Source organism: Streptomyces griseochromogenes (genome assembly GCF_001542625.1).
Classification (GTDB): Bacteria; Actinomycetota; Actinomycetes; order Streptomycetales; family Streptomycetaceae; genus Streptomyces; species Streptomyces griseochromogenes.
Map to the genome: position 1 here is coordinate 9,753,053 of NZ_CP016279.1, position 15,373 is coordinate 9,768,425.

General features: G+C 70.8%; 13 protein-coding genes, 1 other RNA gene and 1 pseudogene. 4 read left to right on the top strand and 11 right to left on the bottom strand.

Features of this window, described 5'->3' with window-relative positions; all coding sequences use genetic code 11:
• Positions 1 to 30 precede the first annotated feature (30 nt).
• The 3 genes from AVL59_RS42500 to AVL59_RS42510 all read right to left on the bottom strand — a co-directional run bounded on the left by AVL59_RS42500 (position 31) and on the right by AVL59_RS42510 (position 2,303).
• The gene (locus tag AVL59_RS42500) at positions 31 to 855 is read right to left on the bottom strand and encodes an anti-sigma factor family protein (RefSeq protein ID WP_079147257.1); all 825 of its coding nucleotides are present in this window, start codon (positions 853 to 855) and stop codon (positions 31 to 33) included.
• Positions 855 to 1,439: a sigma-70 family RNA polymerase sigma factor gene (locus tag AVL59_RS42505; protein WP_079071569.1), complete on the bottom strand. Its 585-nt coding sequence runs from the start codon at positions 1,437 to 1,439 to the stop codon at positions 855 to 857. The genes AVL59_RS42500 and AVL59_RS42505 overlap by 1 nt, the downstream gene beginning before the upstream one ends.
• Before the next feature lie 270 nt (positions 1,440 to 1,709).
• Complete coding sequence (locus AVL59_RS42510) at positions 1,710 to 2,303, bottom strand: CGNR zinc finger domain-containing protein (RefSeq protein ID WP_067315075.1); 594 nt, start codon at positions 2,301 to 2,303, stop codon at positions 1,710 to 1,712.
• Between the two features lie 343 nt (positions 2,304 to 2,646).
• Here AVL59_RS42510 and AVL59_RS42515 point away from each other — a divergent pair, with 343 nt between their 5' ends.
• Positions 2,647 to 3,186: a peptidoglycan-binding domain-containing protein gene (locus tag AVL59_RS42515; protein ID WP_067315077.1), complete on the top strand. Its 540-nt coding sequence runs from the start codon at positions 2,647 to 2,649 to the stop codon at positions 3,184 to 3,186.
• 6 nt (positions 3,187 to 3,192) lie between these two features.
• Here the strand turns inward: AVL59_RS42515 and AVL59_RS42520 are convergent, their stop codons facing one another.
• Positions 3,193 to 3,741 (bottom strand): helix-turn-helix domain-containing protein, encoded by a 549-nt coding sequence (locus tag AVL59_RS42520; RefSeq protein WP_067315079.1) that lies wholly within the window; start codon positions 3,739 to 3,741, stop codon positions 3,193 to 3,195.
• A 367-nt stretch (positions 3,742 to 4,108) separates the two neighbouring features.
• On the opposite strand from AVL59_RS42520, the gene AVL59_RS42525 reads away from it, so the two are divergent.
• The gene (locus tag AVL59_RS42525) at positions 4,109 to 4,621 is read left to right on the top strand and encodes an anthrone oxygenase family protein (RefSeq protein WP_067315081.1); all 513 of its coding nucleotides are present in this window, start codon (positions 4,109 to 4,111) and stop codon (positions 4,619 to 4,621) included.
• A gap of 101 nt (positions 4,622 to 4,722) precedes the next feature.
• On the opposite strand, the gene AVL59_RS42530 is transcribed toward AVL59_RS42525, so the two are convergent.
• From AVL59_RS42530 to AVL59_RS42540, 3 genes are all read right to left on the bottom strand, one after another.
• Positions 4,723 to 7,629 (bottom strand): COR domain-containing protein, encoded by a 2,907-nt coding sequence (locus AVL59_RS42530; RefSeq protein WP_067315083.1) that lies wholly within the window; start codon positions 7,627 to 7,629, stop codon positions 4,723 to 4,725.
• A 163-nt stretch (positions 7,630 to 7,792) separates the two neighbouring features.
• On the bottom strand, positions 7,793 to 8,944 hold the full coding sequence (locus AVL59_RS42535) for a uroporphyrinogen-III synthase (RefSeq protein ID WP_067315085.1): 1,152 nt from the start codon (positions 8,942 to 8,944) through the stop codon (positions 7,793 to 7,795).
• A gap of 88 nt (positions 8,945 to 9,032) precedes the next feature.
• Entirely contained in the window at positions 9,033 to 10,418 is a 1,386-nt protein-coding gene (locus tag AVL59_RS42540; protein WP_067315087.1) for a nitrate/nitrite transporter, read from the bottom strand.
• 165 nt (positions 10,419 to 10,583) lie between these two features.
• Here AVL59_RS42540 and AVL59_RS42545 point away from each other — a divergent pair, with 165 nt between their 5' ends.
• Positions 10,584 to 11,219 carry a hypothetical protein gene (locus tag AVL59_RS42545; protein ID WP_067315088.1) on the top strand — a complete coding sequence of 212 codons (636 nt, stop codon included), beginning with the start codon at positions 10,584 to 10,586 and terminating at the stop codon, positions 11,217 to 11,219.
• 27 nt (positions 11,220 to 11,246) lie between these two features.
• On the opposite strand, the gene AVL59_RS42550 is transcribed toward AVL59_RS42545, so the two are convergent.
• A complete protein-coding gene (locus tag AVL59_RS42550) occupies positions 11,247 to 12,218 on the bottom strand; it encodes a LysR family transcriptional regulator (protein ID WP_067315090.1) in 972 nt (323 codons plus the stop codon).
• Between the two features lie 243 nt (positions 12,219 to 12,461).
• On the opposite strand from AVL59_RS42550, the pseudogene AVL59_RS56805 reads away from it, so the two are divergent.
• Positions 12,462 to 13,169, top strand: a pseudogene (locus AVL59_RS56805) (MFS transporter); the annotation flags it as partial.
• Positions 13,170 to 13,530: 361 nt separating this feature from the next.
• Here AVL59_RS56805 and AVL59_RS42560 read toward each other — a convergent pair.
• The 3 genes from AVL59_RS42560 to smpB all read right to left on the bottom strand — a co-directional run bounded on the left by AVL59_RS42560 (position 13,531) and on the right by smpB (position 15,331).
• Positions 13,531 to 14,217 carry a hypothetical protein gene (locus tag AVL59_RS42560; RefSeq protein WP_067315092.1) on the bottom strand — a complete coding sequence of 229 codons (687 nt, stop codon included), beginning with the start codon at positions 14,215 to 14,217 and terminating at the stop codon, positions 13,531 to 13,533.
• Between the two features lie 93 nt (positions 14,218 to 14,310).
• Positions 14,311 to 14,679: a transfer-messenger RNA gene (gene ssrA, locus AVL59_RS42565) on the bottom strand.
• Positions 14,680 to 14,788: 109 nt separating this feature from the next.
• Positions 14,789 to 15,331 (bottom strand): SsrA-binding protein SmpB, encoded by a 543-nt coding sequence (smpB, locus tag AVL59_RS42570; protein WP_067315094.1) that lies wholly within the window; start codon positions 15,329 to 15,331, stop codon positions 14,789 to 14,791.
• Between the last annotated feature and the right edge of the window lie 42 nt (positions 15,332 to 15,373).

A 15,373-nucleotide genomic window follows, 5' to 3' on the forward strand; every position in this document is an offset into this window, starting at 1 on the left:
TCAACCGTACGCGAAGGGGGCCCGCAGAGGCTACGCGTGCACTTCGACGAGCTTCTTGCCGTCGAAGGTCATCACCTCGAAGTGGTCGATCTCGTTCGGCTTGAGGGCGGTGCCACCACCGATGTACAGCGGCTTCTTGGCCTTGTCGGCCTTGGCGTCCGGGATGCCGTAGCCCTCGTCCGGGACGGACCAGGAGCCCAGCGTCTGACGGTCGCCGTGCTTGCCGACGGCGATCAGGGAGCACTTGAGCGGCCCCTTGACGCCCTTGAGCTGCAGGACCGCCGAGGTGCCCCAGTCCTTCTCGCCCATGGCGACGGTCGCGCTGGCACCCGTGGTGCTGTCCGTGCCCGAGATCTTGTCCGGCAGCTGGTCGAAGGTCGTCTGGGCGGTGGCCGCCAGCGGTGTGGCCGTCTGGCCCGAGTCGCCTCCGCCGTTCACCGCCATGACGGTCAGCGGGCCGCCGATGATCAGAGCGGCCGCGGCGGCGACCAGGTAGAAGCCCTTGCGTCTCTTCAGCGCGCGGCGCTCGGAGACCTCGTCGACCAGCTTCTCCACCAGGCGGGGACTCGGTTTGGCCGACAGCGACTCACCGATCGCGGGCGTGCTGCCGGTGCCCGGCAGGTCCGCGAGGGCGGCCAGCATCGGCTCCATCCCGGCCAGTTCGTCCAGTTGCTGGGCGCACCATTCGCAGCCGGCGAGATGCGCCTCAAAGGCGGTTGCCTCGGCATCGTCCAGGATCCCGAGGGCGTAGGCGCCGACGGTCTCGTGCTCGTTCGGGGCCTGTGATCCCTGCATGGACCCAGACATACCCGAACCACCCGTGCCGAACCCTTGCATACCCCCGTACCCGCTCATCACGCCGTCACCCCCCGCTCCTCCAGTGCCAGCTTCATCGACCGCAGGGCGTAGAACACCCGGGAACGGACGGTTCCGCTGGGTATGCCCAGAGTTTCCGCCGCCTCGTTGACGGTACGCCCCTTGAAGTACGTCTCGACGAGCACCTCCCGGTGGGCCGGGGTCAGGTCGTCGAGCGCGTCCGACAGCGTCATCAGCCACAGCGCCTTGTCGATCTCGTCCTCCGCGGGGATGACCTCCAGCGGCGACGGATCGACCTCCTGCGGCCGGGCCTGCCGGCTGCGGTGGCCGTCGATGACGATGCGGCGCGCGACCGTCACCAGCCAGGGGCGTACCGATCCGGTCGCCCGATTGAGCTGACCGGCGTTCTTCCAGGCACGGATGAGCGTTTCCTGCACGACGTCCTCGGCGCGCTGCCGGTCTCCGGCGACCAGCCTGAGGACATACGCAAGCAGAGGTCCGGCGTGCTCGCGATACAGGGCACGCATCAGCTCCTCATCTGGTTCCGAGGGCTGTGAGGACATGCGATGTCGGGCCCTCGTTCCACGTTCATTGGCCACGGCCGCATCCTTGCGCACGCCCACCTCCGGTGTCCGGGGGTTCCCCCAGTCGGTCGCTCGCCCACCCGTACGGACGAGGACATCGAGGCGTTCAACGTGACCTGAGAGTTTTCTTGCAGGTGCCGTGACGAGCGGGACATGCACACACATTCCCACCGCATGATCTTTACATTTCCGACACATCGCCGCAGGCGTCCGACCTGCTGTTACGGGACCCGCGGCCCAGCCGCGTGTTACGGAAATCACTCCAGCCGTCTCGCGGGCGCAATCCGGCAGAAAGCCCGTACCGGACACTCAGGCCCGGGCGAGGGCGGCCCGCCGGCGGTGCCGGGCCACCCGTTCGCGGTTCCCGCAGACCTCGCTGGAGCACCAGCGCCGCCGGCGTCCCCGTGAGGTGTCCAGGTACACGATGGTGCAGTTGTCCCCTTCGCACTCCCTGACGGCCGCCCGCGCCACGGGATCGGTGAGCAGTTCCACCGCGTCCCGCGCGACGACGGCGAGCAGCCCCGCGCACCCGGGCTCCCGGGCCAACTCCCGCACCAGTGTGCCGTCCTCGCCGCGCACCGCGCGCGGGGCCGGCGGCGCGGCCCGGGCGACCTCGTTGAGCAGGCCGAGCGCACGATCGTACGACCCCGCGTCGGCCTGGCCGGAACCGCGCACCAACTGCCCGACATGCCCGCGCAGTTCCAGGAACCCGGTCAGCCAGGAGGCGTCGGCGTGGCCGAGCGCGGTGCCGGGCGGCACGAGCCCGGACCTGCCGATCCAGGCGCACAACGGCCCGACGGCGTCCAGCCGTTCGACCGGGTGGGTGGTCGCGAGAAGGTCCAGACAGATCCGTCCCGCGTCGAACCGCAGCTCGTACGGGGGCGTGGCCGTGCGCAATGCCATGTGCCTGTCACCGCCTAGGGTCACCAGGTTGGGGAGGCGTTACGGAGGGGAGAAGCCTTTCCCTCTCTCACAGTGCCTGCCCGCACACGGCTCCGGAACCCCTCGTACCGCCTGGAGCACGCCCTTTCGGACCACACCGTGCCGCCCGGCCCACAAGGTCCCGCTCCGGCCCGTCCCCGGCGGGGTTGCCGGTGCCCGAAGCGCGGGTCGTCCCCGTTCGGTCCGGATACCCCGTCAGACCTCGCCGCCCCCGCCCACGGCCGTGACTCTTTGTCCTGCGAACGCACAGCGAGCCGCCCCAGGGGGGACCCACGGGGGACGGCGGTTCAGAAAGGAAACGTTCATGAGCATGCGCACCGGGGTCGTCGCGATGGCGACGGCCGCACTGCTGGGCGCCGGCGGCACCGGCATCGCCCTGGCACCCGCCGCGAATGCCGCCTCTTACCACGGCATCGACGGCGGCGGCGCGGTCACCGACGACTGGCAGGACGAGGAGAACCTCAGCGTCGACGACTACGCCCAGAGCAATGCCACGGCCCTGTGGGAGACCGTTCTGTACGCGGACGGCGCCCAGTGGCAGGACGACGACGGCGACTGGCACTCCTTCACCAAGAGCCAGATCGACGGCTCGTTCGGCCCGGAGACGGAATCGGCCACCCAGTGGTGGCAGGAGCACTACCACCTGTCGGACAACGACGGCGTCGTCACCGACCAGAGCTGGACGTTCGCCCAGCGCTGGCTTCTCGGCCCGGCCTCGGGCGGCACCGTCACCTACCAGGGCGACGCGCGGAACGTCACCTTCAAGCGGATCAGCGGCAAGTACCGGGTACGGATCAAGGGCACCGGCCCTTGGAAGCTCGCCTACTACGACAAGCTCGGCTGAGGACGCCTACGGGCCGGGGGCGGGTGGGGGTACGGCCTCCTGCCCCCGGGCCGAGGGCCGTACGATCGCCCGTCCTCGGGCCGCGGGCTGTGCGGTCGCCCGTGCCCGGGGCAGCGCCCACAGCAGCCCCGCCGCCAGCAGCAGGACGACGGCGAACGCGGCCATCGCCGCCTTCCGCCACCGGCCGTGCACCACTGCGCGCGGCCCCGGCTCCGGCCACGACCCCGGCTCCCGCTCCGATTCGGCCTCGGCTGCGGCCGTCGTCGGGCCGACGGGCTCCGCCCCGACCCGCGGCCACGCCTGCTCGGCCAGCTCCCACAGCACCAGCAGCCGCGCCTGATCCGCACCCGCCAGTCGGCCGAGCACCTGGACCGCTCCCCTCGGCGGCAGTCTGGCCCCGCTCAGATACCGCTGCCAGGACGACTTGCTGTAGGCGGTCCTTCGGGCCAGTTCGGCAAGGCTGAGTCCGGTACGGCCCTTGAGGACGCGCAGTTGCTCGACCAGGTGCCGTGCCTCTCTCGGCAGCGCATCCGGCAGGGGCTGCCAGCGTGTCATTCCCGTCCCCCCGTGTGCTCGCCGCTCCGCCTCGCGGGTGCGGCTCCTCCCCACCACAGTCCGGCGTCAGCCTGACGCCCGGCCGAAAACATCCGGCAGAGCGCACCCCGGCGCCCCGGAGCACTCGCGGCCGCACGTGCGCGGCCGCACGGGGCGGTCGGGCCCGCGCGGGGGAGGAACGGACCAGAGTGGTGAGCCGGACGCCGTCTCTTCCTGGGCGCCCGCCCGCGCCGCTCGCCCCGTTGCCGTGCCGCGGTACCCAGAACGGCGTACGACGGCCGGGCCTGCGACCAGTCTGGACGCACGCGTATGGGGGTGCGCGCTTCGGCCATGTCCGGGGCGCGGCCGCTCCGCTTGGCTGGAAGGCATGAGGCATACACAGAACACGGGGAACGCGCGGGAGACACCGGTCGGCAAGGTCGTCCTGGGCGCGGCCACGGTCGCCATGGGCCTGATCGCCGGGGTCTTCTACATCTTCGCCTGCGCGGTGATGCCGGCGCTGGCCCGCAGCGACGACCGGACGTACGTCGAGGTCATGCGCCACATCAACACCGTGATCCAGAACCCGGTGTTCTTCCTGAGCTTCATGGGGGCGCTGGTGCTGACGGGGTGGTCGGCGTGGCAGCTACGGGGCTCGGCCTCCGCCCGCTGGATCCGGGCGGCGCTGGTGGCGTACGCCCTGGTCTTCTTCGTCACGGTGGCGTTCAACATCCCGCTGAACAACGCCCTGGCGGCGCAGGGCGATCCCTCCGCCCTGCGGAGGCACTTCGAAGGGCCGTGGGTGGCGTGGAACGTGGTGCGGGCGGTGGGGTCGACGGTGGCGGTGGCCTTTCTGGCGCGGGCGCTGCTGGTGTGCGGGCGCTTCAGCCGGTCCGCGTGAATCGACGCCGCCGACCGGCCGGCCCCCGGGGGGTACGCGTCCGCCACGCCCCTCGGCCCTGCGACCGCAGGGGCGCTGCCGGCTTGACGGGGCGCAGGGACCTACGGGAGCGCGTTCGCCGATCGGTTGCCGGGTTGGCGCCGGTACTCACGGGTGTGCGCGTCGCAGAGCCAGTAGGTGGGGCCCTCGGGCGTGGTGACCTTGTTCAGTCCGCCCCAGAACCCCGCCGGGTCGAGCTTGAGGAGCAGGTTCTGCATCTGCCGGTACTCGTGGTGTTCCGTCGCACGCACCAGCGACCGGATGTCTCCCAGCTGCGGGGACGTGCTGACCAGCTCATCCGGCAGGCCCTTCACCAGTTCCTTCATCAGAGCCACATCGGATTTGAGCAGCTTGTCCAGATCATCGGCCGCCACGCCGAGCGCCGCGCCGGCGACCGGTACCGCGTACTTCAGCACCGCCAGCACCCGCCGCGCGTACGGCAGTACGGCCTGCTCCAGCTCGGAGCTCGCCCGCACCTCGTAGGGTTTCACGCCCGGGATGCGGTGCCAGGCGCCGGGAGCCTCGCAGTAGAGATGGAGCCGGAACACCGAGTCGCGCCAGATGCCCCCGAGCCGATGCCTGCGTACGCGCTGGACGGAGACGACGCTCGGACAGAGCACAGCCTGCCGGGAGTCGGCCCGGCGCAGCTCGGTGAGAAAGGCACGCTGCTGCTCGGCCGCGATGGCCGTCTGCTGGATCCTGGCCTCCTTGACCTCGTCCAGGATGTCCCGGCTCTGGTTCTTGATGTCCCTGAGGTCGTTGCTCAGGCCGTCCACCTTCGCTCCCAGCGCGACGGCCAGTTCCTCGGAGCGGCTCTGCGCCGGGGGTTCGATGCCGTGGAGGAGCTTCCTGACGTTGAGCTGCTCGTAGTGGACGGGACACTCGATCGTCTCCAGCGGCGGAGTGCGGATCAGCCGGTCCAGGAGATTGGTGTGCAGGAACTCGTGGTGGCAGCTCCCGTCGCTCTCCAGGACTCCCGGACACGGGACGTAGCGGGTGATCTCCAGGCCGGGATAGCGCAGCAGTGTCTGCTCGAACCCGTCCATGAGGATCGAGAAGAAGTGGTGGGGGTAGGGGCCGCGAGCCTGGATCTCGGCGGTCTTGGTATAGCGGTCGACCGTCACCAGGCCGTAGTGACGGCCGTCCTGATGGCGTAGCAGCGCGCCGGTCCGCCAGTTCAGATCGACGGTGAAGCGGTGTTCCCGGGCGATGAACCAGGTCGGGATGCCGGGCGGGACGGTGTGCAGGCGGTACCGCAGCCGCAGCTCCCGGCGGTGCGGTTCCAGTGCGGAGTCCCAGCGCTCCTGGTAGTCGGGCGGATCCCAGGGGAGCAGTTCCACGACCAGGCTGCTGCTGGCGTCGGTGGTCCGGTAGGAGAGGTCGAACCGTTCCATCATGCTGACGAAGTAGTTCTGCATGCTGCGGTCCAGGTCGGACCAGAGCCGGCCGCGATGCGCCGAGGTGAAGATGCCGTGCGAGTCGCGGACCTCCTTGGCGTCGAGCACCCGGCTGATGTAGGAGGTCAGCCACTGCGGGTGCAGGATCACGAGGCCGGAGAGCTCGTCGTCCTCGGGATAGAAGAGGATGTCGCCCAGGCTGTGCAGGGCACTGGCCAGATAGTGCTGCTGGGCGGACTCGGTGACACCGTGCTCCGCCATCAGGTCCCACAGCACGCGCGGTTCGACGTGCTTCTCGGGGTGAGCCCGGACGGCCTCGGCGGCATCGAGCCAGTGCCGTGGCCAGACCGCGCCCATCAGCGGGAGTTGGGCGGCCTCGGCGGCGATGCGCCGGCGCACCGCGTCGATTCCCTCGCCGGTGGCGCTGTCCGCGGCCATGCTCTCGACGACCAGTCCGGGAAAGGCCTCGCAGATCGTGTGCAGCGGCAGGTCCGGTGGCCTGGGCCCGAGATGGGTGGCCACGATGAGCACCGGCGCATGCGGTGCGCGGGCTTTGATCAGGTCGAGCCAGTAGTACAGCTTGCTCTCTTCCCATCCGACCTGGGCGTCCCAGACCAGCAGGAAGAGCGATCGGTCGGACAGGAAGAACTGGTGGGTGGCGTGGTAGATGTCCTGGCCGCCGAAGTCCCAGGTGCTGAGCTCCATGATGAGCTCTTCCGCCTCGGTGCCCGTCGGGGGGTCCGGGTGGGGCATACTCAGCCGGCCGACGTTCAGGCCATGGGTGCTGTCCTCATTGGGGTCGTGGGTGTCCCCTCGGAGCGCCTTGAGGAGCGAGGTCTTCCCCGACCGGCCCTGCCCGACCACCAGCAGTTTCGACGCCCACTGACGGACCGAGTCGACCGAGGTCCCCCGCATGTAGGCGAGCACGGCGGGACCGCCGCTGGAGACGATCTCCGGGGGAGGAACGGTGAGTTGTGGTGCGCGGAGCTTGAGGACCGTGAGCCCGGCGAGATTGCCGAAACCGTCGGGGAGTGAAGTGAGATGGGGCGCGTCGAGGCTCAGTTCGGTGAGCCGCGTGAGCCTTCCGAAGCTGTCGGGAAGTTCGGTGATGTCGAGATATGCGGTGAGCTGGACGAGCCGGGTGAGCCCGCCGATGCCCTCCGGCAGCACCTTGACCTGGCCGGTCAGGAGGGTGAGCGAGGTGAGGTTCGTGAGCCTGAAGAGGTCCCCGGGGAGTTCCATCAACTCGTGGGCGGAGATGCTGAGATCGGTGACGGTCGTGAATCGGCCGAGCGCTTCGGGAAAGGTCTGGAGACCGCTGCCGATGATCGTCAGCGCCGTCAGGTTGGTCAGCTTCGCGACGCTCTTCGGCAGGCCGGCGAGCTGCTTGCTGGTGATCCTCAGCGAGGTGAGCCAGGTGAGGTCGCCGATGCTCTCCGGGATCTCCGAGTCCGAGATCTCGGCGAGGCTGAGAGAGGTCGATCGCGTCCGGGCACAATCCGCGATGCGGGAGGCGCTGTTCGCCGCGTCGCCGTCTTCCGCTCCCGTCCGATTACTTCCGCGTCTTGCCAACTCGCACTCCACCGGTCAGTGCTGGACGCCATCGTGACACTTCGTCAGTCGATAGTACTGCAGTCACAGACCGTGATCTTCATGTTCGGACGACTGCTCGCCGTCGGCACCAGGCGCCCCTACCCACCCCCGGCAGACGGCGACTTCGCCGCCGGGCGCCTTCTCACGCGTCCGCGTACTTGGCGTCCGCCGCCGGATCCAGCGCCAGCCGATACCCCCGCTTGACCACGGTCTGGATCAGCTTCGGCGCCCCGAGAGCCGTACGAAGGCGGGCCATCGCCGTCTCCACCGCGTGCTCGTCGCGCCCGGCGCCCGGCAGCGCGCGCAGCAGCTCCGCCCGGGCCACCACCCACCCCGGCCGGCGGGACAGGGCGCGCAGGAGGGACATCCCCGCCGGGGGTACCGGCTTCAGCTCGCCGTCGACCAGGACCGCGTGGCCCCGGATCTGTACCCGGTGCCCGGCGATCGGCAACGCCCGGGCCCGGCCCGGAAGTTCCTGGCACAGCAGTTGCACCAGCGGCCCGAGCCGGAACCGCTCCGGCTGTACGGTGTCCACGCCCCGGGCCTGGAGGGGAAGCGCGGTGACGGGTCCCACACAGACGGCGAGGACGTCATGGCCGAGCGCGGCCAGCACCTCGGCGACCAGGCCCCGTTCCTCGGCCCGCGACAGGAACGACGCGGCGGCCGGCGCGCTGGTGAAGGTGAGCGCGTCCACGCCGCGCGAGACGACCGCGTCCAGCAGCCGGTCCACGGGGCCTATGTCCTCCGGCGGCATCCACCGGTACACCGGCACCAGGACGACCTCCGCTCCTCCGGCCCGCAGCGCCTCCACGAATCCCGGCAGCGGTTCCCCGTGCAGCTGTACGGCGATCCGGCGACCGTCGACGCCCTCCTCCAGCAGCCGGTCGAGCACCTCCGCCATGGACTCGCTCGACGGCGACCACTGCTCGGTCAGCCCGGCGGCCCGTACGGCCCCCTTCACCTTGGGCCCGCGGGCGAGCAGCTCCACCCCGCGCAGCCGCCCGAGCAGCTGCTCCCCGAGGCCCCAGCCGTCGGCGGCCTCGATCCATCCCCGGAATCCGATGGCGGTGGTGGCCACCGCCACGTCGGGTGCGTGATCGATGATCTCCTTGGTGGCGGCGAGCAGTTCGCCGTCATCGGCCAGGGGCACTATGCGCAGGGCGGGCGCGTGCAGCACGGTGGCGCCGCGCCGCTGGAGCAGCGCCCCCAGCTCGTCGGCGCGGCGCGCTGCCGTCACCCCCACGGTGAACCCGGCGAGGGGCCCCTGTTCGGGTTGCTGCTGTCGGTCGTACATGGCTGCTCTCCTACCTGGCCCGCATGCCGAGCGAGCCTGTCAACGGCGCGTGACAGGCTCGGTTCGGCTTGATGTCGCCGGTGTTACGTCACACCTCGGCGTAGCTGAGCTGCGGCTTTGTCTCCGAAGGGGCGGTGTTGGCGTGAACCTGCCCGGCTGGGCGCCGAAGGTATACGGCCCAGGTGACCACGAAACAGGCCCCGTAGAAGGCGAGGAAGGCGACGAAGGCGCCGGTGCCGGAGCCGTAGGAGAGGAAGGACTGGCGGAAGGCCATGTTGATGCCGACGCCGCCGAGTGCTCCGACGGCTCCGATGAGGCCCATGGAGGCGCCGGAGAGCCGGCGGCCGTAGGCGGCGGCCTCTTCCCCCTCCAGCCCCTCGGCGACCGCCTTCGCCTGGAAGATGCCGGGGATCATCTTGTAGGTCGACCCGTTGCCGAGCCCGCTCAGCACGAACAGGACGACGAAGACCGACACGAACAGCGGCAGCGACTTCTGCACGCTGGCGCCGATGAGCACGGCGGTGGCGGCGGCCATGCCGACGTAGTTCCACAGGGTGATCTTCGCGCCGCCGTACCGGTCGGCGAGCCGGCCGCCGACCGGCCGGATGAGCGAGCCGAGCAGCGGGCCGATGAAGGTGAGGTACGCGGCCTGCAGCGGGGTCCGCCCGAACTGGTTGGTCAGCACCTGCCCGAAGGCGAAGCTGTAGCCGATGAAGGATCCGAACGTCCCGACGTACAGGAAGGCCATGATCCAGGTGTGGGCGTCCTTCGCGGCGTCCTTGGCGGCGCCGGTGTCGTTCTTCACGGAGGCGAGGTTGTCCATGAACAGCGCGGCGAGGACGGCGGAGACGACGATCAGCGGGATGTAGATCCCGAGCAGCACGCGCGGCCCGCCGCTCGCCCCGATGATCGCGAGGGCGACCAGCTGGATGACCGGGACGCCGATGTTCCCGCCGCCCGCGTTGAGGCCGAGGGCCCACCCCTTCTTCCGCAGCGGGAAGAAGGCGTTGATGTTGGTCATGCTGGAGGCGAAGTTGCCGCCGCCGATGCCCGCGAGCAGACCGACCAGGAGAAATGTGGAGAAGGACGTTCCCGGTTTCATCACGGCGAACGCGGCGGCGGTCGGGACGAGGAGGAGGCCGGCCGAGATGATCGTCCAGTTCCGCCCGCCGAAGAGCGCGACGGCGAAGGTGTAGGGGATGCGGACGACGGCGCCGACCAGCGTGACCATCGACGTCAGCAGGAACTTGTCGGCCGGGGTCAGCCCGTACTCCGGGCCCATGAAGAGCACCAGCACGGACCACATGGTCCAGATCGAGAACCCGATGTGCTCGGAGAGGACGGAGAACAGCAGGTTCCGGCGGGCGGTCTTCTCCCCCGTCTCGTTCCAGAAGGCCTCGTTCTCCGGATCCCAGTGCTCGATCCAGCGGCCTCCCCTGCTGCTCGGGGCGGGGGCTGTACTAGGGGCTGTCATGGACGCCTCCACGGTGCTCCGGGGCTCGGGTCGTTCGAAGTGATGAGCGGTGATGAGTCCCGACGGTAGGGAGGGCGCGTTTCCTGCCTGTGGCCGGGAGTGACCGGAAGGGAACGTTGCTCTCACTCGCGGCGTGGGAAGGCGGTGAGGGAACAATCGGGGGTCATGGGAACGGACATCCACGGCTGGATCGAGTGCCGCACCTGGCAGGAGGGCCTGGCCCCCGGCGAGACGGCCTGGTGCCCGGCCGTCGACCTCGCGATGATCGCCCCGGCCAGGGACTACGACGCCTTCGCCTGCCTCTTCGGCGTACGGGACCTCGCTTCCCACTGGCGCCCCGTGGCCGCCGGCCGAGACCTGCCGCCCGGCACCTCGGCCCCGGTCCGGGCCGAACGGGACTCCTGGGGCGGGGCCGCCTTCGGCACCACCTGGCTGTCCTGGGCCGAGGCACGCGCCATCGACTGGGACGAACCGGCGCTCCCCCGCTCCACCCACATAGCCCAGTACCACCGGGCTCCCGACGGCACGCTCGGCCTGCGCCGCCCCTGGGTCTGGAGCCGGGCCTTCGCCCGCGCGGCCGGAATCAACACCCTGACGACGGACCCGTCCTGCGTTCCCGGCCGGTGGCCGGAGGGGACCCAGTGGGAGTCGGGTGCCTCCGTCTTCCGCGTCGAACGCTCCCGCCGCCGTGACGCCGTACCGCCCGACGGCACCTGGGGCCCGGTATGGGCGATCATGGGCGCCCTGGCCTGCGTGCACGGCGACGACGGCGTGCGTCTGGTGGTGTGGTTCGACGAGTGAGCGGGCCGGCCGCGCACGGTGGACGTGTCAGCCGTGCGCGCTCATCACCTCGTCGTCGGCGGCCGGAATCCATGGGCCGACGGGGCGTCGCAGCCACCCTTCGGCCGTCGCGAGCTCGGCGGCGGCCGCGCGCAGTGCGTCCAGTCCGGGATGGGTCAGCCCCTTGCGCCAGACCAGGGACACGGGCGACAGCGGAACCGGGTCGACGAGCGGCCGCAGCACCGTGCGGGTCAGGGCCGGAAAGTCCACCACGGCCAGCACCGGGTTCCGTGTCTTGGCCATGATCCGCTCGAACTCCTCGTCCCCGACCGCGAGCGGAAGGGGCGGGGCGAGCCGGATGCCGCGTCCCTCGAAGAGGCGCAGGGCGAGGTCGGTCCACTCCCGGGTGCGCGGGTTCCCGGCGCCCGCGTACACCGTCTCTCCGGCCAGCGCGGCCAGCGGCACCGCCGGCCGGGCCGCCAGGGGGTGGTCCTCGGGCAGGACCACGGCCATCGGCTCGTAGCGCACGGGCTGCTGCTCCAGGCCGGAGCGCAGGGCCGGGTCCAGGCCGGCGAAGCGGCCGAAGGAGGCGTCGAGCCGTCCGGCGAGCAGATCGGCCGCCGCTCCCGTCAGGCCGCTCTCGTAGCGGGCCATCAGCTCGCAGTCGGGAGCGAGTTCCCGGGCCCGGTGCAGCACGCGGCGGCCGGTGCCCAGGCCCGCGGAGTTGAGGTCCACCAGCAGCGGCCGGGCCTGGCCGAAGGCGGCGAGCAGGCCGTCCTGGGCGGCGAGGACCCGCCGGGCGTGCGGCAGCAGACGCTCGCCGTCCGCGGTGAGCGTCACCTGCCGGGTGGTCCGTACGAACAGCTCGGCGCCCAGCTCCCGCTCCAGACGCCGTACATCCCGGCTGAGCGCCTGCTGGGCGACGTACAGGCGGGCCGCGGCCCGGGTGAAGTGCAGTTCCTCGGCGACGGTCAGGAAGGCGCGCAGGAGGCGGGGTTCTATGGCGGCCGGGGTGGGCATGGCGATGAATTTACAACGCGGGTGCGTGAATCGGCGTCGAGAAGGTGTTGGACCCGGTGATCCGCTCCGGGCGACCGTGGAGCCATGCCGCAACAGACCACCGAGGACACCCGCATACCGGACGAGCAGGAGCGATCCACCGGATACCGCCGCCTCTTCTCCCTCCCCGGCACCCGCGCCTTCACCGCCGGCAATCTGATCGCCCGTCTCCCCATGGGCATGTTCGGTGTGAGCGCGGTCGTGATGATCGCCGGATCCCGCGGCTCGTACGCCCTCGCCGGCGCCGTGACCGCCACGGGGCTCGCGGCGACCGGGGTGGCCGGGCCCTGGATCGCACGGCTCGTCGACCGGCACGGGCAGGCCCGCGTCGCCGTACCGGCCACGCTCACCGCGGTGCTGGGCAGCCTCGCGCTGCTGCTGTGCGTCCGTTACGGCGCCCCGGACTGGACCCTGTTCGCCGCGTACGCCGCCACCGCGGCCACCCCGAACATCGGCGGCCTCTCCCGCGCCCGCTGGGCCCATCTGCTGCGCGAGGATCCCGGCGCGCTGCACACCGCGAACTCCTTCGAACAGGCGGCCGACGAGCTGTGCTTCATGCTCGGCCCGGTACTGGCCTCCTTCCTGACCGGCACGTTCTTCCCGGAGGCGGGCACGCTCGCCGGGGCCGCGCTGCTGCTGGCCGGGATGCTGCTGTTCACCGCGCAGCGGGCGACCGAGCCGCCGCCGCGGGCCCGCTCGAAGGCGCCGTCGCCGCTGCGGAGCCCGGGCATCCGGCCGCTGCTGGCCTGCTTCGTGGCGACCGGCATGGTGTTCGGCTCGATGGAGGTCGTCACGATCGCCTACGCCGACGCGCAGGGGCATCGCGCGGCGGCCGGTGCCGTCCTCGCGCTGCAGGCGGTCGGTTCGTGCGCGGCGGGCCTGCTGTACGGGGCGCTGAAGCCGTCGGGCCTGCGCCTTGCCCAGTGCCTTTTGGCGATGGCCGTACTGATGGCCCTGCCCTGGCTCGCCGCTGCCGTCGCCGGTTCGCTCGTGGCCCTGGCGGGCGCACTGCTGGTGGCGGGCATGGCGACCGCGCCGACGATGGTGACCGCGATGACCCTGGTGCAGCGGCGCACCCCGGCCGACCGCCTCAACGAGGGCATGAGCCTCGTCGTCACCGCCCTGCTCACCGGCATCGCGGGCGGCTCGGCGGCGGGCGGCTGGGCGGCAGAGCACCTCTCGCCGGTCGCGGCCTTCGCGGTCCCGGCCGCCGCGGCGACCGTGGCCGTGCTGATCAACTCGGCGGCCACGGCCGCGCGTTCGCCCGGCTCCGCTAGCAGCCGAGGTAGGTGACGGTCCGGCCGGGGCCGAGTTCGTCGGCGAGGCGGGCGGCGAGCCGCGCGCCCTCGGCCTCCAGGCGGGCGCACTCGGCGTCGTGGCGGAGGTCGTCGCGGTGCCTGATCCAGGCGTCCAGGGCGTCGTCGACGGCCGCCGCCCAGGCGTAGAAGCCGGCCACCAGGCCGTCGGACAGGCCGAGGGCGGCGGCGGGGTCGTCCGGGGCGAAGTCGCCGATGCCGTCGGCGCGCAGAGGGTGCCACTTGTACTCGCCCCGGACCGTGATGTGCACCGGGTGCGGCGGCAGCGGGTGGCCGTGGGCCTCCAGGGTCCAGTGCATGCGGTCGCAGCCCCAGCACACGAACTTGGCGGTGCGGTGGCGTTCGTCCCAGTAGCGCACCGCCCAGCGGGGGCCGAGGTGCGCGGCCACCGCCCGGCTGATCTCCGCGCCCTGCCCGACGTGCTTGCGCAGGGCGGGACGCGCGGTGAATCCGCCGGGCGGGCGGGCCTCGCACCAGGTCTGGAGCCGTTGGGCCAGATGGCCGGGGAGGCCGAGGGAGCCTGCCGTGACGCTCGTCGTGAAGTCGTCGGGCCCGGGGAGCCCGGGGGCGTCCGTACCGAACAGCGGGGACGGCCCGTCGTGCGCCCGTATGAGGAGGTGCCGCGGGTCCTTGTCGCCGTCCATCGTCAATGCTCCGTTCCGTCCGCCCATGACAAAGGCCCCGCCGCTCGCAGCGACGGGGCCTTTGCCCACATGGGGTGTGGAGATGTACTCCACTGGTGGAGATGGCGGGAATCGAACCCGCGTCCAACGGTGCGGAATCAGGGCTTCTCCGTGTGCAGTCCGCTGTGATTTTCTCAGCCCCGGCGATCACGCGAACAAGTCGCCGACGGGCTCAGTCACTGTTTGATTTCCCTCTTCACCCCGTGACCGGGATCAAGGTTTAGTCCCCTAGCTGATGCCAGGATCCGGGTCGGGAACAGCCCCGGGCTGACACTTCGCAAGTCGCTACTTAGGCAGCGAGGGCGAAGGAATCGCGCTTGGTGTTGGCGATTATTTTTTGCGACATATGGTTTACGAGATCATTGCCGCTTCCTCGACACGCTTCCCCTGCTTCGACAGCCGCTGTCGAAACCGATCATCCCCATGTTGATTTTTCAATCCCTCCGGAGAGGGGGCGCGCACCCTCTGTGGAGTGCGATCCCATCGTACGTGACCGACGCACGCCGATGCCAGCCTATTCCCGGCGGCCCGGCTAGACGCCGCGCTGCTTCCGCTTCGCCGCCGCGATCGCACGGTCCGACTCACGCCGGTCCTGCTTCTCCCGCAAGGTCTGGCGCTTGTCGTACTCCTTCTTGCCTCGTGCGAGCGCGATCTCGGCCTTCGCGCGGCCGTCCTTGAAGTACAGGGCGAGCGGCACGATGGTGTGACCCGTCTCCTGGGCCTTGGACTCCAGCTTGTCGATCTCCTCGCGGTGCAGCAGCAGCTTGCGCTTGCGGCGCGCGGAGTGGTTGGTCCAGCTGCCCTGGTGATACTCGGGGATGTGGGCGTTGTGCAGCCACGCCTCACCCCGGTCGATCTGGACGAAGCCGTCGGTCAGCGAGGTCCGTCCCTCGCGCAGCGACTTGACCTCGGTGCCGGTGAGCACGAGTCCGGCCTCGTAGGTGTCGACGATCGCGTAGTCGTGCCGGGCCTTCTTGTTCTGGGCGACGATCTTGCGCTTACCGCCCTTTTCGCCGTCCCTGCCCTTGGCGGCCCCGCCGCCCTGCTTGGGCTGGGACTCCTTCGGTACGTACATTCCCTTGCTCATAGTGCCGACCATTTTCGCACCATGGAGGGG

Bases quoted from the DNA above. Each gene is read 5' to 3' on its own strand.
- AVL59_RS42535 (WP_067315085.1), bottom strand. From the start codon at position 8,944: ATGTACGACCGACAGCAGCAACCCGAACAGGGGCCCCTCGCCGGGTTC.
- AVL59_RS42550 (WP_067315090.1), bottom strand. From the start codon at position 12,218: ATGCCCACCCCGGCCGCCATAGAACCCCGCCTCCTGCGCGCCTTCCTG.
- AVL59_RS42525 (WP_067315081.1), top strand. From the start codon at position 4,109: ATGAGGCATACACAGAACACGGGGAACGCGCGGGAGACACCGGTCGGC.
- AVL59_RS42510 (WP_067315075.1), bottom strand. From the start codon at position 2,303: ATGGCATTGCGCACGGCCACGCCCCCGTACGAGCTGCGGTTCGACGCG.
- AVL59_RS42560 (WP_067315092.1), bottom strand. From the start codon at position 14,217: ATGGACGGCGACAAGGACCCGCGGCACCTCCTCATACGGGCGCACGAC.
- AVL59_RS42545 (WP_067315088.1), top strand. From the start codon at position 10,584: ATGGGAACGGACATCCACGGCTGGATCGAGTGCCGCACCTGGCAGGAG.
- smpB (WP_067315094.1), bottom strand. From the start codon at position 15,331: ATGTACGTACCGAAGGAGTCCCAGCCCAAGCAGGGCGGCGGGGCCGCC.
- AVL59_RS42520 (WP_067315079.1), bottom strand. From the start codon at position 3,741: ATGACACGCTGGCAGCCCCTGCCGGATGCGCTGCCGAGAGAGGCACGG.
- AVL59_RS42500 (WP_079147257.1), bottom strand. From the start codon at position 855: ATGAGCGGGTACGGGGGTATGCAAGGGTTCGGCACGGGTGGTTCGGGT.
- AVL59_RS42515 (WP_067315077.1), top strand. From the start codon at position 2,647: ATGAGCATGCGCACCGGGGTCGTCGCGATGGCGACGGCCGCACTGCTG.
- AVL59_RS42540 (WP_067315087.1), bottom strand. From the start codon at position 10,418: ATGACAGCCCCTAGTACAGCCCCCGCCCCGAGCAGCAGGGGAGGCCGC.